The 22,649-nt window shown below is 41.1% G+C and carries 20 protein-coding genes; 8 read left to right on the top strand and 12 right to left on the bottom strand.

Annotated features, from left to right (window positions below; genetic code table 11):
• Positions 1 to 28: 28 nt before the first annotated feature.
• The 3 genes from traF (at position 29) to CHJ_RS21865 (ending at position 5,020) form a co-directional block, all read left to right on the top strand.
• The gene (gene traF, locus CHJ_RS21875; protein ID WP_317919029.1) at positions 29 to 1,183 is read left to right on the top strand and encodes a conjugal transfer protein TraF; all 1,155 of its coding nucleotides are present in this window, start codon (positions 29 to 31) and stop codon (positions 1,181 to 1,183) included.
• A 166-nt stretch (positions 1,184 to 1,349) separates the two neighbouring features.
• Positions 1,350 to 2,447, top strand: coding sequence for a substrate-binding domain-containing protein (locus CHJ_RS21870; protein WP_317919028.1), 1,098 nt, complete (start codon positions 1,350 to 1,352; stop codon positions 2,445 to 2,447).
• The gene (locus CHJ_RS21865; protein WP_317919027.1) at positions 2,444 to 5,020 is read left to right on the top strand and encodes a LuxQ periplasmic sensor domain-containing protein; all 2,577 of its coding nucleotides are present in this window, start codon (positions 2,444 to 2,446) and stop codon (positions 5,018 to 5,020) included. The genes CHJ_RS21870 and CHJ_RS21865 overlap by 4 nt, the downstream gene beginning before the upstream one ends.
• A 44-nt stretch (positions 5,021 to 5,064) precedes the next feature.
• Here CHJ_RS21865 and CHJ_RS21860 read toward each other — a convergent pair whose 3' ends face one another.
• The 4 genes from CHJ_RS21860 to yccS all read right to left on the bottom strand — a co-directional run bounded on the left by CHJ_RS21860 (position 5,065) and on the right by yccS (position 8,918).
• The gene (locus CHJ_RS21860; protein ID WP_171752539.1) at positions 5,065 to 5,724 is read right to left on the bottom strand and encodes a PilZ domain-containing protein; all 660 of its coding nucleotides are present in this window, start codon (positions 5,722 to 5,724) and stop codon (positions 5,065 to 5,067) included.
• A 149-nt stretch (positions 5,725 to 5,873) separates the two neighbouring features.
• Positions 5,874 to 6,173, bottom strand: coding sequence for a hypothetical protein (locus CHJ_RS21855; RefSeq protein WP_317919026.1), 300 nt, complete (start codon positions 6,171 to 6,173; stop codon positions 5,874 to 5,876).
• Positions 6,174 to 6,269: 96 nt separating this feature from the next.
• A complete protein-coding gene (locus CHJ_RS21850) occupies positions 6,270 to 6,431 on the bottom strand; it encodes a hypothetical protein (RefSeq protein ID WP_171752537.1) in 162 nt (53 codons plus the stop codon).
• 288 nt (positions 6,432 to 6,719) lie between these two features.
• Entirely contained in the window at positions 6,720 to 8,918 is a 2,199-nt protein-coding gene (yccS, locus tag CHJ_RS21845; protein WP_317919025.1) for a YccS family putative transporter, read from the bottom strand.
• A 434-nt stretch (positions 8,919 to 9,352) separates the two neighbouring features.
• Here yccS and helD point away from each other — a divergent pair, with 434 nt between their 5' ends.
• Both helD and CHJ_RS21835 read left to right on the top strand, forming a co-directional pair.
• Positions 9,353 to 11,422, top strand: coding sequence for a DNA helicase IV (gene helD / locus CHJ_RS21840; RefSeq protein ID WP_317919024.1), 2,070 nt, complete (start codon positions 9,353 to 9,355; stop codon positions 11,420 to 11,422).
• Between the two features lie 43 nt (positions 11,423 to 11,465).
• Positions 11,466 to 11,822, top strand: a complete 357-nt coding sequence (locus CHJ_RS21835) for a VOC family protein (RefSeq protein ID WP_317919023.1) — start codon at positions 11,466 to 11,468, stop codon at positions 11,820 to 11,822.
• Positions 11,823 to 12,110: 288 nt separating this feature from the next.
• On the opposite strand, the gene CHJ_RS21830 is transcribed toward CHJ_RS21835, so the two are convergent.
• The 4 genes from CHJ_RS21830 to torT form a co-directional block, all read right to left on the bottom strand.
• Positions 12,111 to 12,239: a hypothetical protein gene (locus tag CHJ_RS21830; protein ID WP_301338353.1), complete on the bottom strand. Its 129-nt coding sequence runs from the start codon at positions 12,237 to 12,239 to the stop codon at positions 12,111 to 12,113.
• A 41-nt stretch (positions 12,240 to 12,280) separates the two neighbouring features.
• A complete protein-coding gene (locus CHJ_RS21825; protein WP_171752533.1) occupies positions 12,281 to 12,427 on the bottom strand; it encodes a hypothetical protein in 147 nt (48 codons plus the stop codon).
• 389 nt (positions 12,428 to 12,816) lie between these two features.
• Positions 12,817 to 13,275, bottom strand: coding sequence for a methylglyoxal synthase (locus tag CHJ_RS21820; RefSeq protein WP_171752532.1), 459 nt, complete (start codon positions 13,273 to 13,275; stop codon positions 12,817 to 12,819).
• 58 nt (positions 13,276 to 13,333) lie between these two features.
• Positions 13,334 to 14,368 carry a TMAO reductase system periplasmic protein TorT gene (torT, locus tag CHJ_RS21815; RefSeq protein ID WP_317919022.1) on the bottom strand — a complete coding sequence of 345 codons (1,035 nt, stop codon included), beginning with the start codon at positions 14,366 to 14,368 and terminating at the stop codon, positions 13,334 to 13,336.
• A gap of 83 nt (positions 14,369 to 14,451) precedes the next feature.
• Between torT and torS the strand changes: the two genes are divergently transcribed.
• Positions 14,452 to 17,343 (top strand): TMAO reductase system sensor histidine kinase/response regulator TorS, encoded by a 2,892-nt coding sequence (torS, locus tag CHJ_RS21810; protein WP_317919021.1) that lies wholly within the window; start codon positions 14,452 to 14,454, stop codon positions 17,341 to 17,343.
• Between the two features lie 57 nt (positions 17,344 to 17,400).
• Here the strand turns inward: torS and arfB are convergent, their stop codons facing one another.
• Entirely contained in the window at positions 17,401 to 17,820 is a 420-nt protein-coding gene (gene arfB / locus CHJ_RS21805) for an alternative ribosome rescue aminoacyl-tRNA hydrolase ArfB (protein ID WP_171752529.1), read from the bottom strand.
• Between the two features lie 61 nt (positions 17,821 to 17,881).
• Here arfB and CHJ_RS21800 point away from each other — a divergent pair, with 61 nt between their 5' ends.
• Positions 17,882 to 18,487 carry a beta-phosphoglucomutase family hydrolase gene (locus CHJ_RS21800; protein WP_317919020.1) on the top strand — a complete coding sequence of 202 codons (606 nt, stop codon included), beginning with the start codon at positions 17,882 to 17,884 and terminating at the stop codon, positions 18,485 to 18,487.
• Positions 18,488 to 18,556: 69 nt separating this feature from the next.
• Here the strand turns inward: CHJ_RS21800 and CHJ_RS21795 are convergent, their stop codons facing one another.
• Together CHJ_RS21795 and CHJ_RS21790 are read right to left on the bottom strand one after the other, a co-directional pair.
• Complete coding sequence (locus CHJ_RS21795) at positions 18,557 to 19,030, bottom strand: FKBP-type peptidyl-prolyl cis-trans isomerase (RefSeq protein ID WP_171752527.1); 474 nt, start codon at positions 19,028 to 19,030, stop codon at positions 18,557 to 18,559.
• A gap of 10 nt (positions 19,031 to 19,040) precedes the next feature.
• On the bottom strand, positions 19,041 to 19,670 hold the full coding sequence (locus CHJ_RS21790; RefSeq protein WP_317919019.1) for a thioredoxin domain-containing protein: 630 nt from the start codon (positions 19,668 to 19,670) through the stop codon (positions 19,041 to 19,043).
• A gap of 155 nt (positions 19,671 to 19,825) precedes the next feature.
• On the opposite strand from CHJ_RS21790, the gene CHJ_RS21785 reads away from it, so the two are divergent.
• Positions 19,826 to 20,443, top strand: a complete 618-nt coding sequence (locus CHJ_RS21785; RefSeq protein ID WP_317919018.1) for an OmpA family protein — start codon at positions 19,826 to 19,828, stop codon at positions 20,441 to 20,443.
• Between the two features lie 81 nt (positions 20,444 to 20,524).
• Here the strand turns inward: CHJ_RS21785 and CHJ_RS21780 are convergent, their stop codons facing one another.
• Positions 20,525 to 22,273: a formate--tetrahydrofolate ligase gene (locus CHJ_RS21780; RefSeq protein ID WP_317919017.1), complete on the bottom strand. Its 1,749-nt coding sequence runs from the start codon at positions 22,271 to 22,273 to the stop codon at positions 20,525 to 20,527.
• Positions 22,274 to 22,649 lie beyond the last annotated feature (376 nt).

Genomic DNA, 22,649 nt, shown 5'->3' with positions numbered 1-22,649 from the left:
CAATTCATAGAATAGTCAGGTGGTAGATATGAGAATTTCGGTTAGGTCTTTAACTTTGTTGGCAGTATTCGTTTCAATAGCATCCGGTTCGGCTCTGGCGGCAACCAGTGTTGCAGACAGTCGAGGAGCAGGAATGGGCAACACTGGTGTGGCATCTGCCGACTACTTAGTTGCTCCCTATTACAACCCTGCGTTAACGGCAAACTATCGGCAGAGTGATGATGTTGCGCTTCTATTACCGGCGATCAGTGCAAGTCTAAGAGACAGTGACGAAACATTAAAAGAGGTGGATGATTTACAGGATACCATTGATGCTTTTAAAGCGAGTCCGAGCGCATCGAATATCGCCAAACTTAATACCCACTTGGATAATCTTGATGGTGATAAACCGCTGACAGTGACCGCTAACGCCGGTATTGCTGTGGCTATCCCTAACGATAAAGTAGCGATAAATGTATTCAGTCGAGGTTATGTTGAAGTCATCGGTGTGACAGATATTGCAGCTTTTGTGAGCGATAGCCAAGCAGATACAGAAACTCGTTATGAAAATTCAAAAGTTGAATTGGCCGCATTTGGTTATACAGAAGTGGGTATCGCGTTTGCCAAAAAAATAGAGATTGAAGAAGATCAGAGTGTACTTATTGGTTTGTCACCAAAATACCAGCAGTTAAAAACCTATTATGAATCTGTGACTGTAGAGGAATTTGATCTTGACGATTATGACAAAAGTGAAAGAAAGGAAAACGCATTTAACCTAGATTTAGGCGCCGTTTGGCAAAAAGAGCAGTGGCGGCTAGGTGTCAGCATTAAAGACCTATTTAAACAGAGTATCAAGACTCAAAATCCCGCGATTAAGTATGAATTAACGCCACAGGTCACCGTGGGTGGTGCTTACGCTACGCAGCTATTTACAGCAGCATTAGACGCGGATCTGACTAAACAGTCTCGTTACAATAATGTCGATGATGATACTCAGTTTGTTCGCATGGGTATAGAAGGCAATGCATGGGACTGGGCACAATTAAGAGTCGGTTACCAAATCGATGTTAAAAACACCTTGGACAATTCAATCACTGCCGGTATTGGTATTAGCCCATTTGACGTTGTCAATATCGATTTGGCTGGGTCTTACGCGGATAGTAATGAGTTTGGGGCATCTGCTAATCTGGCGTTAACCTTCTAAACTAGTTTGAGTAACCTGTTTATATAAGGTCAATAGTGAGTTTTGTTAGCCGTCATGGTGATTTATGACGGCTTTTTTGTTGCTTGGATTGCCTTATCGCTATGTTGTCACTTACACTTATGTTTATTCTCGGTTTTTTCTGACGCAATAACGTGAGCTCCATTTTATGAAGACAATTATCTCTGCCATGTTATTGGTGCTACTGTCGGCTTCTCCTTTTAGCTATGCGATGAAGAATATCAGTGGTTACTGGACTTATCCTGACTACCTTAAAGCCTTTCCAGAGCAAAAAAAGCTAACGCAAAGCTTAGATATTTCTGTCAACAGCACTGCTATTCCTATGGTAGGTAATCAAATAAAGCCCATTGTGGTTTCTGTGGTGTATCCAGGGGAACAGGTTTCTGATTACTGGCGAAGAAACATCAAAGCATTTGAACAGCGCTTAAACGAGCTCAAGATAAAGTTTGTTCTTGAAAAAGTACTGACTAAGCCAAACGAGGATGCTCGTCAGCAAAACCTATCTCTCAATGAAGCATTGGCGAAGAATACCGATTACTTAATCTTTACCCTCGACACTGGCCGGCATCGTAAATTTATTGAACATGTCCTGCATAGCTCGGAAACAAAGCTCATTTTGCAAAACATCACCACACCGGTGCGTGCGTGGCAGTTTAAACAACCATTTTTATATGTAGGTTTCGACCATTTGCTCGGCAGTCTTGCTCTGGCGGAATATTTTAAAGTTGCGGTTAAACCACACTCTAAATATTCCGTAATGTACTTTTCTCAAGGGTATATTAGTGACGCGAGAGGCGACACTTTTATCCACGCCATGAGTAATCAAGATAACTACCGTCTAGCATCGTCATTCTATACCAAGGCCACCAAAGAGAGCGGTTATGCGTCTACCAAACTTGCTTTAACACGAGATCCTGATCTGCAATTTGTCTACGCCTGCTCAACGGATGTTGCTCTAGGTGCTTCACAAGCAATAATGGATTTAGGCATGCACAACGTAAAAGTTAATGGTTGGGGTGGAGGCTCCGCTGAGCTTGAGGCCATTAAGAACGGCGAGTTAGATGTCACTGTGATGAGAATGAATGATGACACCGGGGTTGCGATGGCGGATGCGATAAAGTGGGATTTGGAAGGAAAACAGGTTCCCACCGTCTATTCTGGTAGTTTTGAAATCATTAGCAAAAGCGATAATCCACAGAGAATTGATATGTTAAAGCAAAGGGCATTTAGGTACTCGGATCGATGATATTTACCACAGATCGCAATAACCCAAGATCAATGGCCAGCTTAACGGTTCGGCTGATCTTTTTGGTATTTACTGTCTTAGTGGTGTTGTTGCTTGGCTTTAGCTTTCAATACAGTGCAACGGCGGTGAATCAAGAAATAGAAAGAAACCTCACTCAGACCTCTACGCTGTTGCAAAGCCTCTTCGATTACAAACTGGGGACAATGACAACCCATCAAAATAGCCAAGCGAAAAGTGTTACCTTACAAGAATTTATTGAGAAAAATGAACAAGCACAAATTGATGATTATTTCTTTTCGGTAGAAAAAGCCGATCTAAAAAATACTCCAGACTTTCGATTTATCACTAGAGATAACAAGCTATATTGGGATGATGGTAACGCGCTATTCTTTGGTATTGAGAGTGAAAAACTCAAACAGCTGACGACCGAAGTGGCTTATAACAATAATTGGCATTTCACCCCGTTAGGAACAGAAGATGATCACAAGCACCTACTCATTCGTAGGATGCCAATTATTAAAGCCTATAATGGCGAGGTGCTGGCTAGGTTTTATATTGTGGTGGTGCTTGATAATAACTTCTCAATGGTTGAAAGCCTAAAAAGCGTTAGTAATACACAAGACATTGTTTTGTTGGTAGATGGTGAGCGAGTGGCGTCCACTATAATGCCGACGCAGCAATCAGACAGTGACGCGAATAACAGCATACAAGCACATACCGTTATACCTACCGACGAGCATAGCGATTATCTATTTAACAACATAGGGTTAAAAATTGATGGTATAGAGACGCCGATCAGCCTATATGTCCTGCAAGATAACGCCAGTATTCTACTGCTAGAAGATAACTACAAGCTGGGGCTGTTTTTCTCCATACTCTCCATTCTTGCAACAGCACTGTTAGCTAGAGTATTGATTCAGAAACGATTAACCGGAGAATTGGCAGCATTAGTTGCCTACACTCAAATCGCTAGAGATCAGCGAAAGGTATCACCATTTAAAGGGTCAATTGTTTCTGAGTTTGATCATATTGGCCATACGCTGGAAAATACTTTTGAAGAGTTAATTGAAAAAGAGCAGCTGTTTCAGGATCTGTTTAATTTTGCTTTGTCACCGATTATTGTTTGGGATAGCAAAGCCAAGATCATTCGTATGAATCCAGCAGCGGAGAAGGCCTTTCAAGAAAATGATATTCATATAGAACGCGTATTCCAAACGTTTCAGCAACGTATCGTGAACCATATCGATAAGGTAGCCACCGGCGAAGTATTGACGGGGGTTAACATCCCAATATCAAATAAGGTGTACCGCTGGAATTTGTCACCTATTTTGCTGGAAAATGGTGTGCACTCGATTATTGGTCAAGGGCTAGATATTACCTCTCTGATCGACGCTGAGAAGCAGAGTAACTATGCTCGACTAGAGGCGGAAAAGGCAGTAACGGCGAGGGCTGAGTTTATGGCGAGAATGAGCCATGAAATACGTACTCCTCTTAATGGCATTCTTGGTATTTCTCAGTTACTTAAAAAATCCACCCATGAAGAAAACCAGTTAGAGAAGATAGACGTTCTTCATAAAAGTGGAGAGCACTTATTGGCGGTGTTAAATGATATTTTGGACTTTTCTAAGATAGAACAAGGAAAGTTAAGTATTACCAAGAAGGTTTTTCAATTTTCAACGGTAGTGAGTTCGATTGAACGAATTTACTCACCGCTGTGCGATGAGAAACAGATTGAGTTAATTGTAGAAAACCAGTTACCAAGTGACGCCCGAATATCAACAGACCAAGTACGGCTGAACCAAATTCTATTCAATTTGTTGAGTAACGCCGTTAAGTTCACCCATGCCGGCTCAATATCAGTGCGCTTTTCGCTACAAAAAGTGAACGAGAATGACCACTGTTTAACGATTGTTGTTGAAGATACAGGCGTAGGCATATCCAAACAGAATCTAGAATCTATTTTTGAACCTTTTGTTCAATCCGAAAGTACCATCACTCGCGAATATGGCGGGAGTGGACTTGGGCTCTCCATTGTAAAATTACTGGTAGAGATGTTGGGAGGTGATATTCAAATAGAGAGTACTGAATATCAGGGAACAACGATACGATTAAACTTAATGGTGGATATTGAGAGTACGGAATCGGGAAGTTCATTGCCTGGAATTGAAGCAAATAAGGGGCAATTATTTGATGAACCTATTTCAGTGCTTTTAGTCGAAGATAACAAAACCAATGCGTTTATTGCGAAAGCATTTTGTGAGAAGTATGGCTTAACGGTTGATTGGGCCAAAGATGGGTTAGAAGCGTTAGAGAAATTAAAACAGCAGCAGTATCAGTTGATTTTAATGGATAATCAAATGCCAGGTTTAGGTGGCATTGAAGTGACGTCTATTATTCGCAATGAACTAAAGCTAAATACCGCGATATTTGCGTGTACTGCTGATGGCTTTGAAAGTACTAAACTGGCGTTTGTCGATGCAGGGGCAAATTATGTGATGGTAAAACCAATTAAAGAAGCGGCGTTATACGATGCATTGCTTTACTATAAAACGCACTTACAACCGAGCAGTTAATCACTCATACCGTTGATGTTATGAGGAGCGACTGCTCAGAAGAATTAGCGATTAACGATGGCGTGTTCAAAAATCTCGTATTTTAAGTTGTCCACTAACTCTATTTCTTGATCAAACTTGATGCCGACAAATAGACCATTGTTAAGTTTTCTAACATTGACGAGATTACAAATTGGCGATGTTTCGGGAAAGTGCTCCAGAGCTGGTTTTATCGTAACATCCATGCCTTTTGCTAGCTCTATTGGTTTTTCAAATAAAATACCACATCCGGAAGAAGACAAATCACGAAGTATCGCTTTATGGCTCTCTCCTTCATGAATGACCTCAACAGGCAAACTCAACTTAAATCGCTTATTCGCTCTTATTGGTTTTGTTTCAAAATTATAAGGTAATTTGACAAACATTAGCCATGTAGGGCGCGATACCACTGTGATGATTTGCGATTTAAAGGCAATAATGTCCCCTAACTCTGTATCCGTAATACCTCTAATGACCACAGGTACGTTATTAGTTTTGCGGGTAATAAGATCTTCAACAGCTTTAGGAGCAAGGTCCAGCAACAGGAATTGACCTTCCTTCATGCCTATTAATGTCGATTGAAGTGTATATTCATCACGAGGGCCAAACTTGATGAGAATGGATAGCTTCATGCCAAATTCTAAATAATCTTTTATCTGCTTTGATTTAGCGGGAGAAGAGTTCATGCCTATCCTTGATCTATTGCTGAAAGTTTATCCAAACGCACTGCTAATTACCTAATAATAATAGATGGTTAGTGAAGTAATTGCGCAGTTAGTATCAACTTATTGTACGGTATAAGTTGTAGAAATTAAATGAGCTTTGGGTGAAGTTATTATATTTGTGTGTTGAGAATTGTTCCAACCATTTCATCAGAGCGACGAACAACGTTAGTTCCCACTTGAGAATAAGTATGTGATTGATTTAACTTAGCTAGCGCATCTTCTAACGATGCAGGGCGTTCTTTCATCTCTTTACTCTGGTCTGGTTGCTGATTCTCTTTCAATGAATCAACCTTATTAAACTCTAAGTCACTACTTTTAGAAACTTCAGCGATCTCTTGAGCGGCCTCATCCGCCATGGCTTGAGATTGCTGTATTATTTGCTGACCAGATTGTACGGAAGAGACTGGCATGACGCTATCCTCAAGGTCTGATGACCTTTTACTGTTCTATAGTAAGAATAATCGTTAATGTCAAATTGTTCAAATTTTGCCGCTTTGATGACTAAATTAACGAAATAAACTAGAGATCAATGTCAGTTCCTCTTCAGTTAATAGAGGAGATTGCTCTTTAAGCAACTCTGTTTCAATTTGATCTTGTAGTGCTTTGAGTTGTTCAGCGGTTAACATCACAACATCGGATTGAAGTTGTTCAAATTGTTGCTGACCCATAATGTCACCTCTCGTTTAATGCCTATTTCAACCGATAATCAAAATGAACCTAAAACTTCAATGAACTCAATAGCCAAAGAGTATCGTAAATAAAGTGAATTTTAGGTTAACAAACATTATACAAGCGAGAGCGACGACAACTTGTACGGATTGTGTAAAGGATTGTCCGAAAAATGTAAGAGAACCCTTAAGTTTAAATAGGAGAAGCCAGATTGATTGGTCAGTGAAATATTGGTCAAGTTACGGCGGTGAACAGTAACGACAGAGTCAACCCCGTATAGCACGAGGTTACTTTGCCTGTTTACTTCTTCGTTTTACCTTCGTTCTTGATAATTTGACTGGCTTGCTCGCGAGAGCGTCAGCGAGTTGGTGTAACTCCGGTAGCATTTTGTGAATGAGATGAAGTTGTTGTAGTACCATTTTGGCAGAAGGACCTTGATCATCACGCCATTGATTTAATCTCTGTGATACAAGCTCGTTATTTCCATCAATAAAGCAGGCTTCACATTCGTTATCCAATTGTTGGCTAATGGCGTCCAAATGCGCGTGGATATCTCGGTGAGCATCAAGAATCAGTTGGTGAGTAACATGATCATCTAACCGTGTTCTATGTGCGCCTAGTGCTGAAATATAGCTTAACAAGGCATGGTTTAATGTTAAAAAGCGAAAGCTGTGTTCGGTTGCTCCGCGATGCTTGCCCGGTTCCATCAACATATTATTAATGGCTGAGCTAAGTAGGGCGCTTTGATTATGCGCTTTACGTCGGGCCACTCTGTATTGAAGATCGTTCTGTTTTCCGATGCGATACTGGCCGATGATCTGAGCCAAATATAACTTGTTTGAAGTGATGGACGCCGACATAACATTATGTAGCCGTTTTGATTGCCAATCAGGCAAGATAAAACTGACCGATAAAACCGCGAGTGCGCAACCTATTAAGGTATCCGCCAGCCTTGGTAATACAACTGCGTAACCCTCACCCAATTGATCGAAGCAAAATAACACAAGAATAGTGATAAAAGCGGTTGCGTAGCTGTAGTTATTGACTCGAAAAGCAAAGAAGGCTACGCCAGATAAGATGATAACGGCCAATTGGACCGTGTTGGAAGGAAACAGATAAAGAAGCAGAACACCCATTAACAGGCCAACTGTAGTTCCAACCACTCGGGAAATAAGCTTCTGTTTTGTGGCACTGTAGTTAGGCTGACAAACAAAAAGAGTGGTCAATAGAATCCAATACCCATTGTCGATAGCGAAAGCTTGGATAAGCAAATAGCCAAAGGTCAATGCCAATGATAGACGAATAGCGTGTCTAAACAGCAGTGACGATGGTGTGAGGTTTATTTTTATTCGTTGCCACATCGCTTTTATAGTATGCGCTTCTGTGTCCTCTAACGTATCTTCCATCTCTTCAGGAAGTGCATCAGGGTTGTCGATATTAGAAAGCTGCTCTTCAATTGTGGCGAGATTATTAAAAAGATACTTAAGTTGAGGAACAAACACCTGCCAGTTTGGGTTGCCTTGCTGTTCGATGTGGACGATGGAGTCATTAAGCTCAGCTAACGCCGCTTTTGTCTTGTTACCATGGTTATATGGCACCCCGAGGCGTATAGAATTAGATATATCACTACATGCGATAGACTGCATCTCCAATAGGGTTTTAAAGCGAAACATCACATCTGAGAACCGGAAAACCTCAGCAAGATCCTGATAGCGAGCATGACTGGAACTTACCCGCTCATGAATGTCTTGTGCTAGGAAGTAGATCTTGAGAAAGCGGTCACTGGGACCGTCTACTTGTCCTCTTTTCGAACGAGCTAAAAAGGTCGACTTACAGTGGTTTAACGCGGCAACCGTTTTGGCATTTAGTTGTGCCTCGTTAATTCGATAAGGTTGAGGGATCAATCCGGAAACCGGATGAAATAGCTCTCGCTTTACTTGAAAGTAGTTCGCCAACGCTTCAAAAACAGTTGAGAGGCTGTGTTGCACAGGCTGCATTGGTTTTGCCGCATACCAGATCATTGATAACAAAAAATACCAGCAACAACCACCTAGCAACAGGGCTGGCTGAAACCATAAGTTAACGCTTTTATCGGCTCCTAACATAGTGTAAATGGCGATTAAAAGTGAACCGAAGGCAATCTTGGCGTATCGAGGACCAATGGCTCCTAGCATGATAAACAGTATGCTTGAGCTAAAAAGCCCGATGGCAAAGAAAATAGGGTAGTCAAACAACAACTCTATCGAGAAAGTGGCGATAGCAAAGCAGAGTAAAGTTAAGAATTGAGCCTTAATGCGGCCTTTGAAATTATCATCAGACTCCGTTAATGCCGCGGCGATGACACCCAATATTAATGGGGTAATGGTGTTGATCTCTTTAAACAGCAAGGAAGGAATAGTGGCGCCGATTAACGCTGTAAAAATGAGTGCGCTGTAGCTAACGGTTGGATTGGCTAAAAACGGCCTGATGTTGTGAGTTTTATACACAGTTGATATCTAATTAACCAAGAATATGACGTTGATGGGATTATATCGTGAATGACAGAATAAATAATAAAAAAACAGTATTTATTCAATGTAATAGCCAGTTTAAACAGAGATTTTCATCAACAGTGATTGAATTTTGTTCCTGTAGAAAAAACAGAGCTGAATTAGATTAATTGAAATGGTATTAAACGGCTTGCTCAGGAAGGAATAAAGTTGTGCTATTGGCGGCCAATCCAAATGGCTATTTTTGCAGCAGACAACTTTACGATTGAGGGCTTGGGCTCTCTCTTGTCAACTGAACTTGTTGATGTTGCTCTGAATTTTTAACTTGAGGTCATTTGAGTATAAGTTAATTGCAACTCTTTCTTTCTCCATTAGTGAAACCTATAGTACTCTACATATTCATTTCCGGACTAAGGTAGTAATAAGGCCACATGGAGTTAACAGCAAACAGTTCTGCTCAATTTTTTCTTCAAGATGAGTATAGACAAATAGCTTTACAGCCAGAGAGTCTGATTCTTTCATCTCCTCGTGTTGAAGAAAAAATTCCGTTTTCTGTATGGAATGGCCAGATCAAAATAGAGCGTGGCCTGCTTTGGGGAACCATAACGATTTATGCTCACAATGAAGAGAACAAGAGAGTCGCATGGCAAGTTCAAGGCTTACCTTGGAAAGGGTGTAAGTTGTTTGCCCGTGAAGCGTTAGAAAAATATCAGCAGTGGCACAAACAGCAGTGCAGTCAGCTATACACTAAATTGCCTCAATGGGAAGAAGAATTAAGATTATTGATTAAACAACCCGCTTACCTAGCTGACTCTAGCTTATATCAATGGCGGGACATGTTGGTTGATGATCTACAACAGATGAGCATATCGTTGGAAGAAGCGAGGCAAAAGCTGCCAGAGGCGCTGGAATTTGTTGCAAGCTGGTTAGATAACATAGAAAACAACGTCGATGAAAGAAATGAACATTGGCTAGAGCAAGAGCGGAAAAACTGGGAGGTACTATTTAATCAAATAGAGCACTCTCCTCTTAACCTATCTCAGCAGCAAGCGGTGTTGCTGAACAATGATCATAATCTGGTATTGGCAGGGGCAGGTACCGGAAAAACCAGCGTGTTAACCTCGAGAATTGCCTATTTATTACAGAGCCACCTAGCTCAAGCTGAAGAGATGCTAATGCTAGCATTTGGTCGCGATGCTGCGAATGAAATGCAGTCTCGTGTGTCTGACAAAATAGGGTTAGCCGCAGAAAAGGTGGCTATACATACTTTCCATCAGTTAGGGCTTAAAATACTGAATACGACTCTGTCAGAGCCTATTCAACTCTCTCCGTTAGCAACCGATGATGCCAAGAAAAAAGCGTGGTGCTCTGCGTGGTTAAAAGAACAATGGACGGTTGCCGCAAACTACAAGCGTTGGCAAAAACACCTTTCAAACTGGCCGATTGCTTATTTAAAAGGGGACGATGAACTGATTGGTCAAACTGAGAACCCTAAATTGACACTATGGATAAGCAATCAGCTGGATCACCTATGCATGGCGCATCAGAGCAAAAAAGAGTTACAGCAACGACTCATTGCTGATGCTGATTATCCTCGCCTAAACAGCGAACTCTCTTTGCTATGGCCTTGCTATCAAGCGTGGCAGAAAGAGTTAAAGGAGAATAACCTTGTTGATTTTCATTCTATGATCACGAGGGCTACTAAGGTGGTTCAAAGCGGTAAATTTAAATCGCCATGGAAATATATTATGGTGGACGAATACCAAGATATCTCTCCTGATCGTCTGCAGTTAATTGAAGCGTTATGTACTGATAAAAAAGAGAGCAAACAAGCCTCTCTGTTTGCCGTCGGTGATGATTGGCAATCCATTTATCAATTCTCCGGCTCCGACGTAGATTTAACCACAGGCTTTGCCGATCGCTTTGTAAGTTCGACTATTCATTCACTGGATATTGGATATCGCTTTAACTCTAAAATCGCAGAAGTTGCCGATCGCTTTATTCAGAAGAACAGCAATCAACTGGCAAAAGAGATAACGAGTTTTACTAACCAGAAGCAGAAAGCTGTCTATGTTATTGCCAATAAGAAATTGGAGAAAACGTTAGCGGATCTCAATAGAAAATGTGCCGAGCCTGTATCGGTTCTGATGCTTGGTCGAAATCATTATCATAAGCCCGATGCCTTTGATGACTGGAGTGCGACATTTAGCCAGCTACAGTTAGACTTTAAGACCTGCCACGCGAGTAAAGGTAAAGAAGCTGATTACGTCTTTATCGTCGGTGTTGACGAAGGGCAGTTCCCAGCGGTCGAAAGACAACCTCATATTGGTGCCGTTATTTGCGCCAATAGTGATAATTACCCTCATGCTGAAGAACGTAGGCTTTTTTATGTGGCGCTAACACGGGCAAAACATAAGGTATGGATCGTAAGTGGTGCATCACAATCGTGTTTTGTGGAAGAGTTGATAAGTGACGGCTATGCTATTGTAAAGAAAAACTAGCTGATAAATTAATATAGAAAACCGGTAACAAAGCGAGAGTGTTATGGAATTTGATAATAAGTCGATTAACTACATTGAATTTTCCGCTGTTGATTTAAGTAAAACGAAATCCTTTTTTAGCGATGTATTTGCATGGACGTTTGAAGATTATGGTGATGATTACACCGCGTTTGTAGCAAATGGTTTAATGGGTGGCTTTTTCCGTGCTGATGCGACGTCTACCCAGCAAACTGGTGGTGCTTTACTAGTGTTTTATAGCGATGATCTAGCTGCAATAGAACAAGAAATAATCCAAGCTGGTGGAACGGTAACTCGTGAGATATTTGAGTTCCCCGGCGGACGACGTTTTCATTTTACTGAGCCTAGTGGCAATGAAATGGCGGTTTGGAGTGAGAAATAACCATCTAAATTGAATACAGCCATATGATTCTAAACAAAATAGCCGTTTATAATAAACGGCTATTTAGTGTCTGTTTAGCTACTTTCTGAAATAATAGATATTTAAACGTTAACCAAGGATAAAATTATTTCGTCAATTGTAAGTGAATGTCGGCAACCATGATTGGTTGGACTTACAAATTAACAAGCAATTGATATTGCATGATTTAATTGTTTTTATTGGTATTAGATACGGTGGCTTAACGTTGATATCTATATTCTTGTATAAGCTAAATTTACTTGCTGCGAACTAGTGGCAGTAGACTGCGTTTCTGATGAGTAGTGCAGAGATTAAATTGCTGGTTTCTTTCTTTTCTTTTTTGCTGAAATTTTTTGCGCTGCGGATACCGATGTAAGCGTTGGCAATGTTGTTTTTCATTAAGTTCTCCTATTGGTGAAAAGTTTACGGTTCTAAAATTATTAAGCGCTAACGGTTAGTGCATTTCTTCTCATGATCGCAGCCAGAAGACTATTTTTTTGTTTGCCATCCGTTTTCTTATTAAGTTCGCTTGCCATTTTTTTTGCTGCTTTCTGACCTAAGTACGCTTCTGCAATATTATTTTTCATGTAATTTTCCTCTTTTGTTTGTTGTATGTCTCAATTTGAGTGTGATTCTAATCACATTTAGTGGTCAATACAAGATATATTTCACATTTAATTGCGTTTTATTAGATTAACTCATTTGAAATGACGTTATTGGTGGAAATTATTCACATATTTACCCTTATGGGTGGAACTGAACTAATGAGAGTTATTTTGATATAAAAAAATTTTCTGACTTAGGGAACGGCCAAGAAGAGAGAATCTTTGGAGGGGTGCCTTTAAAACTGAACGGAAGATAGGGTTAGCGACAATGACTCAATGAGGTGTTTCTTGTTAACGGGCAGAACAGACAAGCATAAAAAAAGCGCTATTCAACGGAATAACGCTTAATTAATTATAATAAAGAGGATTGCTTACTCAGTACGATCCGCTAGGTAAGAAGCATAATCTGGAATTTCAATTACCACTTCTTCATCAAGAAGTTTAGATTCAAATAAAAATTTTGCAGATGAGCGGTTGGTTGCGACAGGAATGTTCCATACGCTGGCAATACGCAATAACGCTTTAACATCTGGGTCATGCGGTACCGCATTTAGTGGATCCCAAAAGAAAATCAACATATCAATCTTTCCTTCAGAGATATGTGCACCAAGCTGCTGATCACCACCCATAGGGCCACTGATCATGCTTTTTATCGCTAGACCTGTCTCTTTACTTAACATGGTACCAGTGGTGCCAGTAGCATATAAAAAATGGCTTTGAAGTTTGGTTTTATTCTCTAAAACCCAGCGAAGTAGCTCTGGCTTGTAATGGTCGTGAGCAACTAAAGCAATGTGCTTGTGTGCAGGAATGGTTCTAGTGGTTTTTTTCATTTTAGTTTCCGTTAACGTGTAATCGTCCGTCGACATATATTTTTGTAAATTGTTGCTATCACTTTTGAGTCCCGGTGCTAAAAATAGGCCGAAATTCAGAAGGAGACAGCGAATCTTCTATAATGGTTTGTTCCAAAGAGTGAGAGGTTAACTTCTCGATTTTAGGTGACATCTTAGTTTGAAACTCTTTGTCATTTAAATAGGCATAAGCTTGTTGAACCGAAAGTTTGCCTTGCATTACCATTTTATCCGTGGGGGCAAATAGTACTTTATTCCTGAGTAATCCACGATAAACCCCATGGCTTAAATAAGTAGAAATCAATCCGATGTCACGGTTTCTACCTACTGCTCTGGTTTCGCTAATTGCCGCTTCTATAGCTACCGCACCACCAACGATGTAATCGATATTTGGTACTTCAAGTACTTGCTGAATCAAGTTGCGCTGAAGCTCTTTATCATTATCTGCCCAGAATGTACGCATAATGACCACATCGGAGTGCTCTATTGCGTCAAAGAACCCTTGTGTTGAGGGTTTGGTGCCTCCACTGGTTTTAGGTCCAGGAAGCCAGCCTACTCGAACTATTCCTGAACCAGTAGGGTGTTTTTGTGCGAGGTACTGTCCTGCGTAATAACCCATCCAATACCAATCTACTCCCACCTGACCTTTTAAATTTGACTGTTCTTCTTCGCTTACCAACAGTTTATTGACGGTCGAGAATAGAGGAATGTCGCCAATAATCTGTTCGATCTGACCTTTATAAGCGTCGGGGGAAACGGTACCGAGAATGACTGCATCTGCCCCCCATTGGCGGCAGTTCATCAGCTGTATTCGTTGTTTATTAATATTTGGATAGCCACCGGATTCGAACACTTTTAGATTAATGCCTTTATTTTGCGCTTCAGTGACCATGCCGTAATTGACGGAGATCCAGTAAGAATCCTTAAGGTGAGGGTAGATTGCGCAAACCTTGTTGCGAGATTTGGAGCTATTGTCCGCATACGCAGTATCTTGCGCATAAGCAGCACTGTTTGTACCGAATAAAATGGCAGTAATAAGAGAAAGACAATAAGTAACGTGTTTTAGGTATAACATCTGCCAATGGGTTATTGCGGATCACTCAATAAAATATATCCTATAAAGTTCAAGTTAAGAAGTATTCATTTCAAGGTTTTACTATGTTGTTGGCATCAGCCAGTATTGGCAGAAAACTTCTGTTATCTTTTGCATCAATGGCAGGCTTGCTAATTTTAGCCGTGGCTATTGGTACCTCAGGTTTCTCTTTTGTTGCTCAAACGGAGCGTAAGGTTGTGGATTCAGCCATGCCTGCGATGATTCAAGCACGGGAAGTATCAGAACATAGTACTCGTATTCTCTCCTCAGTTCGTTATTTAGCCGATGTGAAAACAGAGACGGGGCGCCAGCAGGTTGGCCGCCAAATGGTTAGTGAACTTGAGCTGCTATTAAATAATATCAAAGAATTAGGAGATAAACCTTTCGATATTGATGTACTTGATACGCTAGAAGAACGAGTCCAAAGTGTTATTGATACCATTGCAGACTTAGGTGTCGTCGTTGAAAAAAAACTCAATTTTGAGCGCCAGATTTCTATACAAGTTGATGAAATGCGAATTTTTGCCGATGAGTTGGAAACACTCACCCGCACACAAGTCTCCAATACCAGTACCATTGCCGTTGCCAATGTCACTCACATTTATGATTTAGTGGATAAAGGTAATAAAGAACAAGTTTATACCGCGTTAGATAATTTAATAGAAGTGGACTTAGATCTCTCTGAACGTCTCCATGAGCTCCATTTGCTGGCATTTAGGATGCTAACTCAAATCGAAGAATCAAAAACGGTTACCGATTTTGACCGTATTTTGCAATTGAGTTCAGAATTTAACAGCAACCTAAACATCATGAAGCGGCGTATTTTGTCAGTAGAGGATCCCACTCGTTCTGAACAGATGAAGGAACTGGTTGATAAGTTGGTTATTCGTCAGCGGGTATTTGATTTGTTAGAGCAACGTTATAAAAATGCTCAAAACGTTGAGCGATTAAAAGAACAGAGCTTAACACAGTTTTCAGAGTTAAATCAGACAGTTAATTTGTTGGTGGATGAGTCAAATGCCGACACCGCCAGCGCGGTAGAAGATGTAAATCAAACGCTTATCTATGCTAAGTGGTCACTTGTGGTGTTATCGCTACTCGGTTTGATTTCGGTGAGTTTTATACTGTGGAATGTTGTGTACTTATCGGTGATTAAAAAATTACATGAGTATTCAGATGCAATTCGTTCGGTTGCTCGTGGTGAGCTGGATTTTTCTCTTAAAATTAAGGGTAAAGACGAACTGGCGGAAATGGGAAGAGCCATTGTTACCGCGCGGGATACGGCAGAGCAGCTGCAAATTGTTGCCAAAAGTGAAGCGGTTGCGAAATTAGAATTAGAGCAACATAAAGAGCATTTAGAAGAGACGGTAACTGAACGAACCAAACAGCTACGAAACGCAAATGATCGATTAAATCAGGAAGTGCAAAAACATGCGTTAGCTCGCTCAGAAGCGGAGCAAGCCAACCGAGCAAAAACAGCATTTTTGTCCACCATGAGTCATGAAATTAGAACACCAATGAATGGTGTGTTAGGAACGGCGACACTACTTAAGTCCACCAGTTTGAACTCAAAGCAAAGTTACTACGTAGACGTGATCAACCGAAGTGGTAGCGCGCTGTTGGCCATTTTAAATGATGTGTTGGATTACTCAAAAATAGAAGCAGGCAGGCTAGAGATTCGGCAAGAGGTATTCAGCCTTTCTGACGTGGTCACTGATATATATCAATTGATGGAAAGTAGAGCTATTGAGAAGGGGCTAGGCTTTTATAAACATATAGAGAGTGACTTGGCGGGTTCTTGGATTGGTGACCCAAACCGCATCAGTCAGGTACTAAACAACCTAGTCGGCAATGCGATAAAATTCACCTCAACAGGTGAGGTGGAGTTATACGTTAGTTTAGATCCTCAAGATCCGCAAAGAGTTATTTTTGAAATAACGGATAGTGGAATTGGCATTAACGAAGAAGAACAGAAACTGTTGTTTGATGCCTTCTCTCAAGTGGGTAGTGAAAAAGCGAAACTAGGCGGTACAGGTTTAGGGCTAGCAATTAGCAAAAAAATTGTGATAGCAATGCGTGGCGATATAAATGTTGACTCTGAACCTGGTCAAGGCAGCCGGTTCTGGTTCTCTATTCCATTGGATAAGACCAGTGAAACCATAAGTAAGCCATCAACAAAATCAAAAGCAACAAATCGACTTAAAGCGAAAGTCTTCATGGTAGAAGACAACCCGGTGAACTGTTTGGTTGCAGAGGGCTTCTTATCAAATGCGGGCCACAATACGGTGATCGCTGAAGATGGAGCTCATGCGGAGCAACTCTTTAAACAGCAACCGTTTGATATTGCACTGCTTGATATTAACTTGCCCGATTGTAATGGCGTTGAGTTAATGAAAAACTTACGAGCGATGGAGAAACAACTTCGTCCTGATAGTCAACCTATACCAATGGTGGCTGTGTCTGCCCACGTATTTAATGAGGAAGTCGAAGAATATTTAGCAGCCGGATTTGATGCTTATCTGCCAAAACCGATTAATAAACAGAATTTGTTAGATCTGGTTCAAGCATGTATAGAAGAACGAGATCTGCTTTTACCCCAAATGGTTCAAGAGACCTCAGACACTCAGTCATCGGTAAATTTAGCGGTAATTGAAGAGGATAGACTCGCGCTGGGAGATGAAAAAATTTGCCAGCTAATCACTCTTTTTGACAACAGCAGTCACGATATTCTTTCACAAATGGAACAAGCAGAACAGCAGGCAGATTTTTTACTGGTAAAACAGCTTGCGCATAAGTTGAAAGGATCCGCAGGGTCGATGGGAATGAATGAACTTCATCAACTTTGCTTAGAAATTGAATCGAATTCAGATCCGATTGCTCAGTATCAGCAAAACAGGGATAAATTGTTCAATGTACTGGAACAGTCAATACGAGTGGTGAGGAAGCTTTTTGATTAAGGATGGTGATGAAACAGGTATGGGGTTAATTGGATTTAAGCAGGTCAAGTTCGTGGGTTAGACCGCGCTACGGACTTTGCCTCGTAGCGCTTTTAGTTTTCCTTTTTGTGTTTTGTTGTCGACACGCTTTCTCTGTGACGATTTCGTCGGCTTGGTAGCTCTTCTAACTTTGTCCACTTTAGCAACCGACTGAATCAACTGCTGCAATCTAAACAAGGCATCTTCACGGTTTTTCTCTTGAGTCCTATGTTGCTGTGCCTTAATGACTACAACCCCTTCTTTAGTAATTCGTTGATCTTTTAACTGCAATAAACGCTGCTTATAAAAGTCCGGTAAGGTTGAATGTTGAATATCAAAACGCAGGTGTATCGCGCTGGAAACTTTATTAACGTTTTGACCTCCTGCACCTTGTGCGCGAATTGCTGTGAGTTGAATCTCCCATTCGCTGAGTTCAACACTATTAGAAATTTTTAACATATTGATCCTTATTCTTTTATTATTGGGTATACTCCCGACATCAATTCTACAGGAAAACGCGATGAAAATTGACCTATCCGAATATCAAGCCGTGATTTTTGATATGGATGGCACTTTAATAGATACAATGCCTTCACATTTGCATGCATGGCAAGCCACCACTGACCACTTTAATGTCCCTTTTGATAGAGAGTGGATTCATAGTATGGGTGGCAAACCTAGCTTCAAAATAGCGGAAGCGATCAATGCTCGTTATTCAAAAACGTTAGATGTCTATCAGGTCGCAGATTATAAAATGGCAAGTTTTGCTGCGTTAGAAGAGAAGGGCAACGTTATTTCGCATACATTTGATGTGCTTCGCGCCGTTCACGGAAACAAAAAAATTGCACTGGGCACAGGTAGTCAGCGACAAAATGCCTTGAGCCTGCTCGATGACCATAAATTAACGGACTATTTCGATAGTATTGTTACCTCTAGTGAAGTAGAGAATTATAAGCCTGAACCGGATACTTTCTTACTGGCGGCAAAAAACTTAGCCATAAAGTCTTCACAATGTGTGGTGTTTGAAGATACTGAAATGGGAATGCAAGCTGCTCATGCAGCTGGAATGGATTGTATCTTGGTGACCGCTTCTGGCTTTGAATTCATGCCACTTGTGCAGAGTTAAAGTCATCAAGCGGGTCAGTTCTAATGAAAATGGCGGTGTGTCCGCCATTTTCAATTACTAGAGTCGTTGTTACTGTATTTCTAGCAGCTCTACATCAAAAATAAGCACTGAAGCTGGGGGAATAGGACCAGAACCTGATTTACCATAGCCTAACGTACTTGGTACAAACAGTCTGACTTTTTCGCCTTCAACCATAAGCTGCACACCTTCTTGCCAGCCTTTAATCACTTTATTCAGTGGAAAAGAGATAGGTTCATTTCTCTCTACTGAGCTATCAAATACGGTTCCGTCCGTTAATGTTCCATGGTAATGGACTTTCACTGTGGTGTTCGCGCCCGGATGAACGGTTCCCGTTCCTTGTTGTAGCACTTGGTATTGCAAACCGCTTTCTGTGGTGATTACCCCTTCTTTTTGACTGTTTTCTGCCAAAAATGCTTGCCCTAGCTCAAAGTTCTCGTTTGCCAGTTTATTGTTGTTCCAAGTGCGATAAATAAAGAATCCCGCTAAAACCAATATAACGATCGGGAAGATAATTTTGGACATGCCTAGTTCCTTATAAATTAGGGTCAGAAAGAATAAAGTTAATGGTGTCGGCTAGCTGTTGAATATCTTTATGTTCCTCTGTATTCAACAGGTATTTGCCTTTAATTATAAAACTTGGAACAGAATTAATGTCAGCTTTACTAGAGATCTCTTCTGCAACGGTGACAAGTTGTAGCATGGAAGCAGACTGTTTTTTAGACAGTTGATAAGGGCTGATTATGCCTGCGTCGGTATAAATGCCTTCAAGTAGGGCTTGACGATCTTGATCGGTGATATTCCTTTGTTGCATTGCTTTAAACAGACGTTGCAAAAATTCGCTTGGTGGCTTTTTGCCAAACTGCATTTCTGCGGTGTAATAAAACATCGCGCTAACTTTGGCACTTTGGTTGAAAGTGACATGTACTTTACCAATGGTTTGGTTTGTCAGCTTTTCTATTTCAGGAAGGTGCTCTTCCATATTTAGACAGTGACCACAAGTCAGTGAAAATACCTCTGTAATAGGGGATAGACCATAAGAAGTCACATCATGAGGAAGTTTTGAAAAATGCTTGTCGAGTTGAGGTGTGTTGCTCTCACTACAAGCCGTTAAGATCAAAGCTGAGACTAAAGTAATTAAGGCAGTAAAGATTTTTTTATGCATGCTATATTAACAATTTGTAAACGTGGCTTATGATTCTACAATTTCACTGGTAAGGAAAAAAGCCTCAATTTGCAAAACTTAGCTGTAAAGAATATCAATTTTCAGCCGATAGCTATAGTTATTGGATTTTTGAAAGTATCTAACATGGTGAATCCGTGAAAATATTGAGTGCATTACTATTATTGGTTTTAGCCGGATGCGGTAGTATGGATATGGAAGCCATGTCTATGTTAGATACCGCCCCCCGCGATGAGTCACAACTGTTGCACCCCGATTGGGCTGAACCTGACGAACCGGTTGCGAACATGTCAACACCGAGTGTTGAAGGGCCATATGGACAGCGCCGCAGTGAAGAGCTACAAGGATTATTAGCCTTTTTGTCGAGCCAAGGCATTGAGCACGAAGTGGTGCCTGGTGGGCACTTAATGATCAAATTGAAACAGAAGATTAACTTTAATACTGGTTCGAGCAAGGTATCTAAAGGCTCTAAACAGTGGTTAGATGCGCTGTCTGTATATTTAGCCAATCAACCTAATGTAGATATTGTTATTGACGGACATACAGATAGCACTGGAACCAATAAGTTGAATGACTCGTTGTCAGAGAATAGAGCCTTGCAAGTAAAACAGCAGTTAATGAATGGTAAAGTGAGCTCTGGGGCGATTTATACCCGTGGTTATGGAAAACATGCACCAGCTTGTAATAACAGCACGGTACCGGGCAAGGCGTGCAATCGCCGTGTAGAGCTAACATTTATATTAGCGAATAATTAGCAATTATAAGATTAATAGAGGGTGATTCAGTTAACTCGATAATTGCTAATTGCTTAAATGAAACGCATAGCTTCACCGCATTCAACTTAAACCAACAACGTTGCCCTCATCATCAATATCCAAGTTCATAAATGCCGGTTTTTCCGGTAAACCGGGCATTGTCATTACATTTCCACATAGTGCGTAAATAAACTCCGCACCCGCACAGAGCTTTAATTCACGAATATCAACATCAAAGTCTCTAGGCGCCCCTTTCACGCTAGGATCTGTCGATATGGACAAAGGCGTTTTTGCCATACAGACGCTGAGCTTGTCGTAACCTAGGGCTTTATAACGACGCAATTGTTGTTTTGCTTTTGTCGTTAGGTTGACCTGCCGAGCACCATATCCAACTTCGCACACCGTCATGATCTTGTTTTCTAAGCTATCGTCATTGCTATATAAAGGCTGAAACGTAAACTCGTTGTCACATGCTTTGACGACTTTTTTAGCCAGAGACATGGCGCCTTCGCCCCCCTGACTAAATGCATCACTTATTTCTGCAGTTACTGGTTGTTGTAACTCTTCAATCCAAGATTTCAATAAATCTAATTCTTGCTGGCTATCTTGTGGAAAGCGGTTAATCGCTACAACAGCGGGTACGCCGTAGCGAGTGACGTTTTCGATGTGCCATTTTAGGTTACTAAAACCCGCTTTTAAAGTGTCAATGTCAGCATCAAAAATGGACTCTGGAAGAGTTTGTCCGGGCTTTAGATTGTAAACGCCGGAGTTGGCTTTTAGACCACGAAGGGTAGCGACAATCACGGCACAATCTGGTGCTTTACCAGAAGCGGTCGCTTTAATGTTACAGGCTTTTTCGAAGCCCATATCAGAACCAAATCCACCCTCAGTGACGGTATAGTCGGTCAGTTTTAAGGCCAAATTGTCGGCAATGATGGATGAATTACCATGAGCGATATTTGCGAACGGTCCTGAATGGATAAGAGTTGGGACTCCTTCAAGTGTTTGCATTAACGTCGGTTCAATGGCGTCTTTCATGGTGACCGTCATTGCCCCTGCAACGTTTAAATCTTCTGCGGTAATTGGTTCACCGTCGAGGTTGTAGGCTAAAACAATAGCACCAATCCTTCGGCGTAAGTCGCGTAGGTCGCTTGCTAATGCCAGTATTGCCATAAGCTCAGACGCGGCAGAAATATCAAAGCCTTCTTCTCTTTCTATTCCGTTGACGGTTTTATCTTGCTGGTTTTTACCAATCGTGACCATTCGTAGGGCGCGATCGTTATGATCCATCACCCGTCGCCATACGATATTCTCTTTATCGATTTTAACGGCTGTTAATGCGGTTTTTTGTTCAAAAGCGGTATAGCCTAGTTTTTCTTCGTGATAGAGGCGAGCATCAATCGCCGCTGCCGCTAAGTTGTGAGCGGCGGTAACCGCATGAATATCACCGGTAAGGTGTAAGTTCAACTCTTCCATTGGTGCGACTTGACTGAATCCTCCGCCTGCTGCACCCCCTTTAACGCCAAACACCGGCCCCATAGAAGGTTGCCGAATACAAGCTGCAACAGAGTGATTTAATTTCGCTAAGCCTTGGGCAAGACCAATGGTGGTGACGGTTTTTCCCTCACCAAGAGGGGTTGGCGTAATCGCTGTAACGAGAATAAGTTTTCCGTCTTTATTGTTTTTATTTCTTTCTAAACTGGTTAGTGAGATTTTTGCTTTATGCTCCCCGTGAGATGAAAACTCTTCAGCGTTGAGACCAAACTTCTTAGCGATGTTGGCAATGTTTTGAAGTGGGGTATTACGACAGATCTGGATGTCATTTTGCATAGGCACCTCTATCACTGAACCAGTGTTAAAATTTGATAGCTAAGTAATCAACAAGTAAGCATACGTTACCTTAGCTGCACGTAAGAGTGCATTAGGTACATTGGTCAACTTTTAACGGCTCAGTTAGTTATTAGATTCAGTACAAGTGTTGAACCTGCTGTCACTCTAGTGATGTGGGTTCAATGAGGGTGAGAATATTATCATGGAATCAAACTGTAGTGTGTTAATTTTGTGCCAGAAACTTGATGAAAAGCTAGCATTAATGATGGCAATATCAGTAATTTGTACAATGAAAACACTATAGAGTATTCGTTCTGTTATAAAGCCACGTACCTATTGAAGGTCACTTCAAGGTCGCGTGGCTTCTAATTTGCAT

The sequence above is a fragment of the Vibrio sp. MACH09 genome, from assembly GCF_033238805.1.
Lineage (GTDB): Bacteria > Pseudomonadota > Gammaproteobacteria > Enterobacterales > Vibrionaceae > Vibrio.
Note: the sequence above shows the minus strand (reverse complement) of the source record. Positions and strands in the feature narration are given on the sequence as shown.

Excerpts from the sequence above, each read along its gene's own strand:
- traF (WP_317919029.1), top strand. The coding sequence starts at position 29 with ATGAGAATTTCGGTTAGGTCTTTAACTTTGTTGGCAGTATTCGTTTCA.
- CHJ_RS21870 (WP_317919028.1), top strand. The coding sequence starts at position 1,350 with ATGAAGACAATTATCTCTGCCATGTTATTGGTGCTACTGTCGGCTTCT.
- CHJ_RS21865 (WP_317919027.1), top strand. The coding sequence starts at position 2,444 with ATGATATTTACCACAGATCGCAATAACCCAAGATCAATGGCCAGCTTA.
- CHJ_RS21860 (WP_171752539.1), bottom strand. The coding sequence starts at position 5,724 with ATGAACTCTTCTCCCGCTAAATCAAAGCAGATAAAAGATTATTTAGAA.
- CHJ_RS21855 (WP_317919026.1), bottom strand. The coding sequence starts at position 6,173 with ATGCCAGTCTCTTCCGTACAATCTGGTCAGCAAATAATACAGCAATCT.
- CHJ_RS21850 (WP_171752537.1), bottom strand. The coding sequence starts at position 6,431 with ATGGGTCAGCAACAATTTGAACAACTTCAATCCGATGTTGTGATGTTA.
- helD (WP_317919024.1), top strand. The coding sequence starts at position 9,353 with ATGGAGTTAACAGCAAACAGTTCTGCTCAATTTTTTCTTCAAGATGAG.
- CHJ_RS21835 (WP_317919023.1), top strand. The coding sequence starts at position 11,466 with ATGGAATTTGATAATAAGTCGATTAACTACATTGAATTTTCCGCTGTT.
- CHJ_RS21830 (WP_301338353.1), bottom strand. The coding sequence starts at position 12,239 with ATGAAAAACAACATTGCCAACGCTTACATCGGTATCCGCAGCGCAAAA.
- CHJ_RS21825 (WP_171752533.1), bottom strand. The coding sequence starts at position 12,427 with ATGAAAAATAATATTGCAGAAGCGTACTTAGGTCAGAAAGCAGCAAAA.
- CHJ_RS21820 (WP_171752532.1), bottom strand. The coding sequence starts at position 13,275 with ATGAAAAAAACCACTAGAACCATTCCTGCACACAAGCACATTGCTTTA.
- torT (WP_317919022.1), bottom strand. The coding sequence starts at position 14,368 with ATGTTATACCTAAAACACGTTACTTATTGTCTTTCTCTTATTACTGCC.
- torS (WP_317919021.1), top strand. The coding sequence starts at position 14,452 with ATGTTGTTGGCATCAGCCAGTATTGGCAGAAAACTTCTGTTATCTTTT.
- arfB (WP_171752529.1), bottom strand. The coding sequence starts at position 17,820 with ATGTTAAAAATTTCTAATAGTGTTGAACTCAGCGAATGGGAGATTCAA.
- CHJ_RS21800 (WP_317919020.1), top strand. The coding sequence starts at position 17,882 with ATGAAAATTGACCTATCCGAATATCAAGCCGTGATTTTTGATATGGAT.
- CHJ_RS21795 (WP_171752527.1), bottom strand. The coding sequence starts at position 19,030 with ATGTCCAAAATTATCTTCCCGATCGTTATATTGGTTTTAGCGGGATTC.
- CHJ_RS21790 (WP_317919019.1), bottom strand. The coding sequence starts at position 19,670 with ATGCATAAAAAAATCTTTACTGCCTTAATTACTTTAGTCTCAGCTTTG.
- CHJ_RS21780 (WP_317919017.1), bottom strand. The coding sequence starts at position 22,273 with ATGCAAAATGACATCCAGATCTGTCGTAATACCCCACTTCAAAACATT.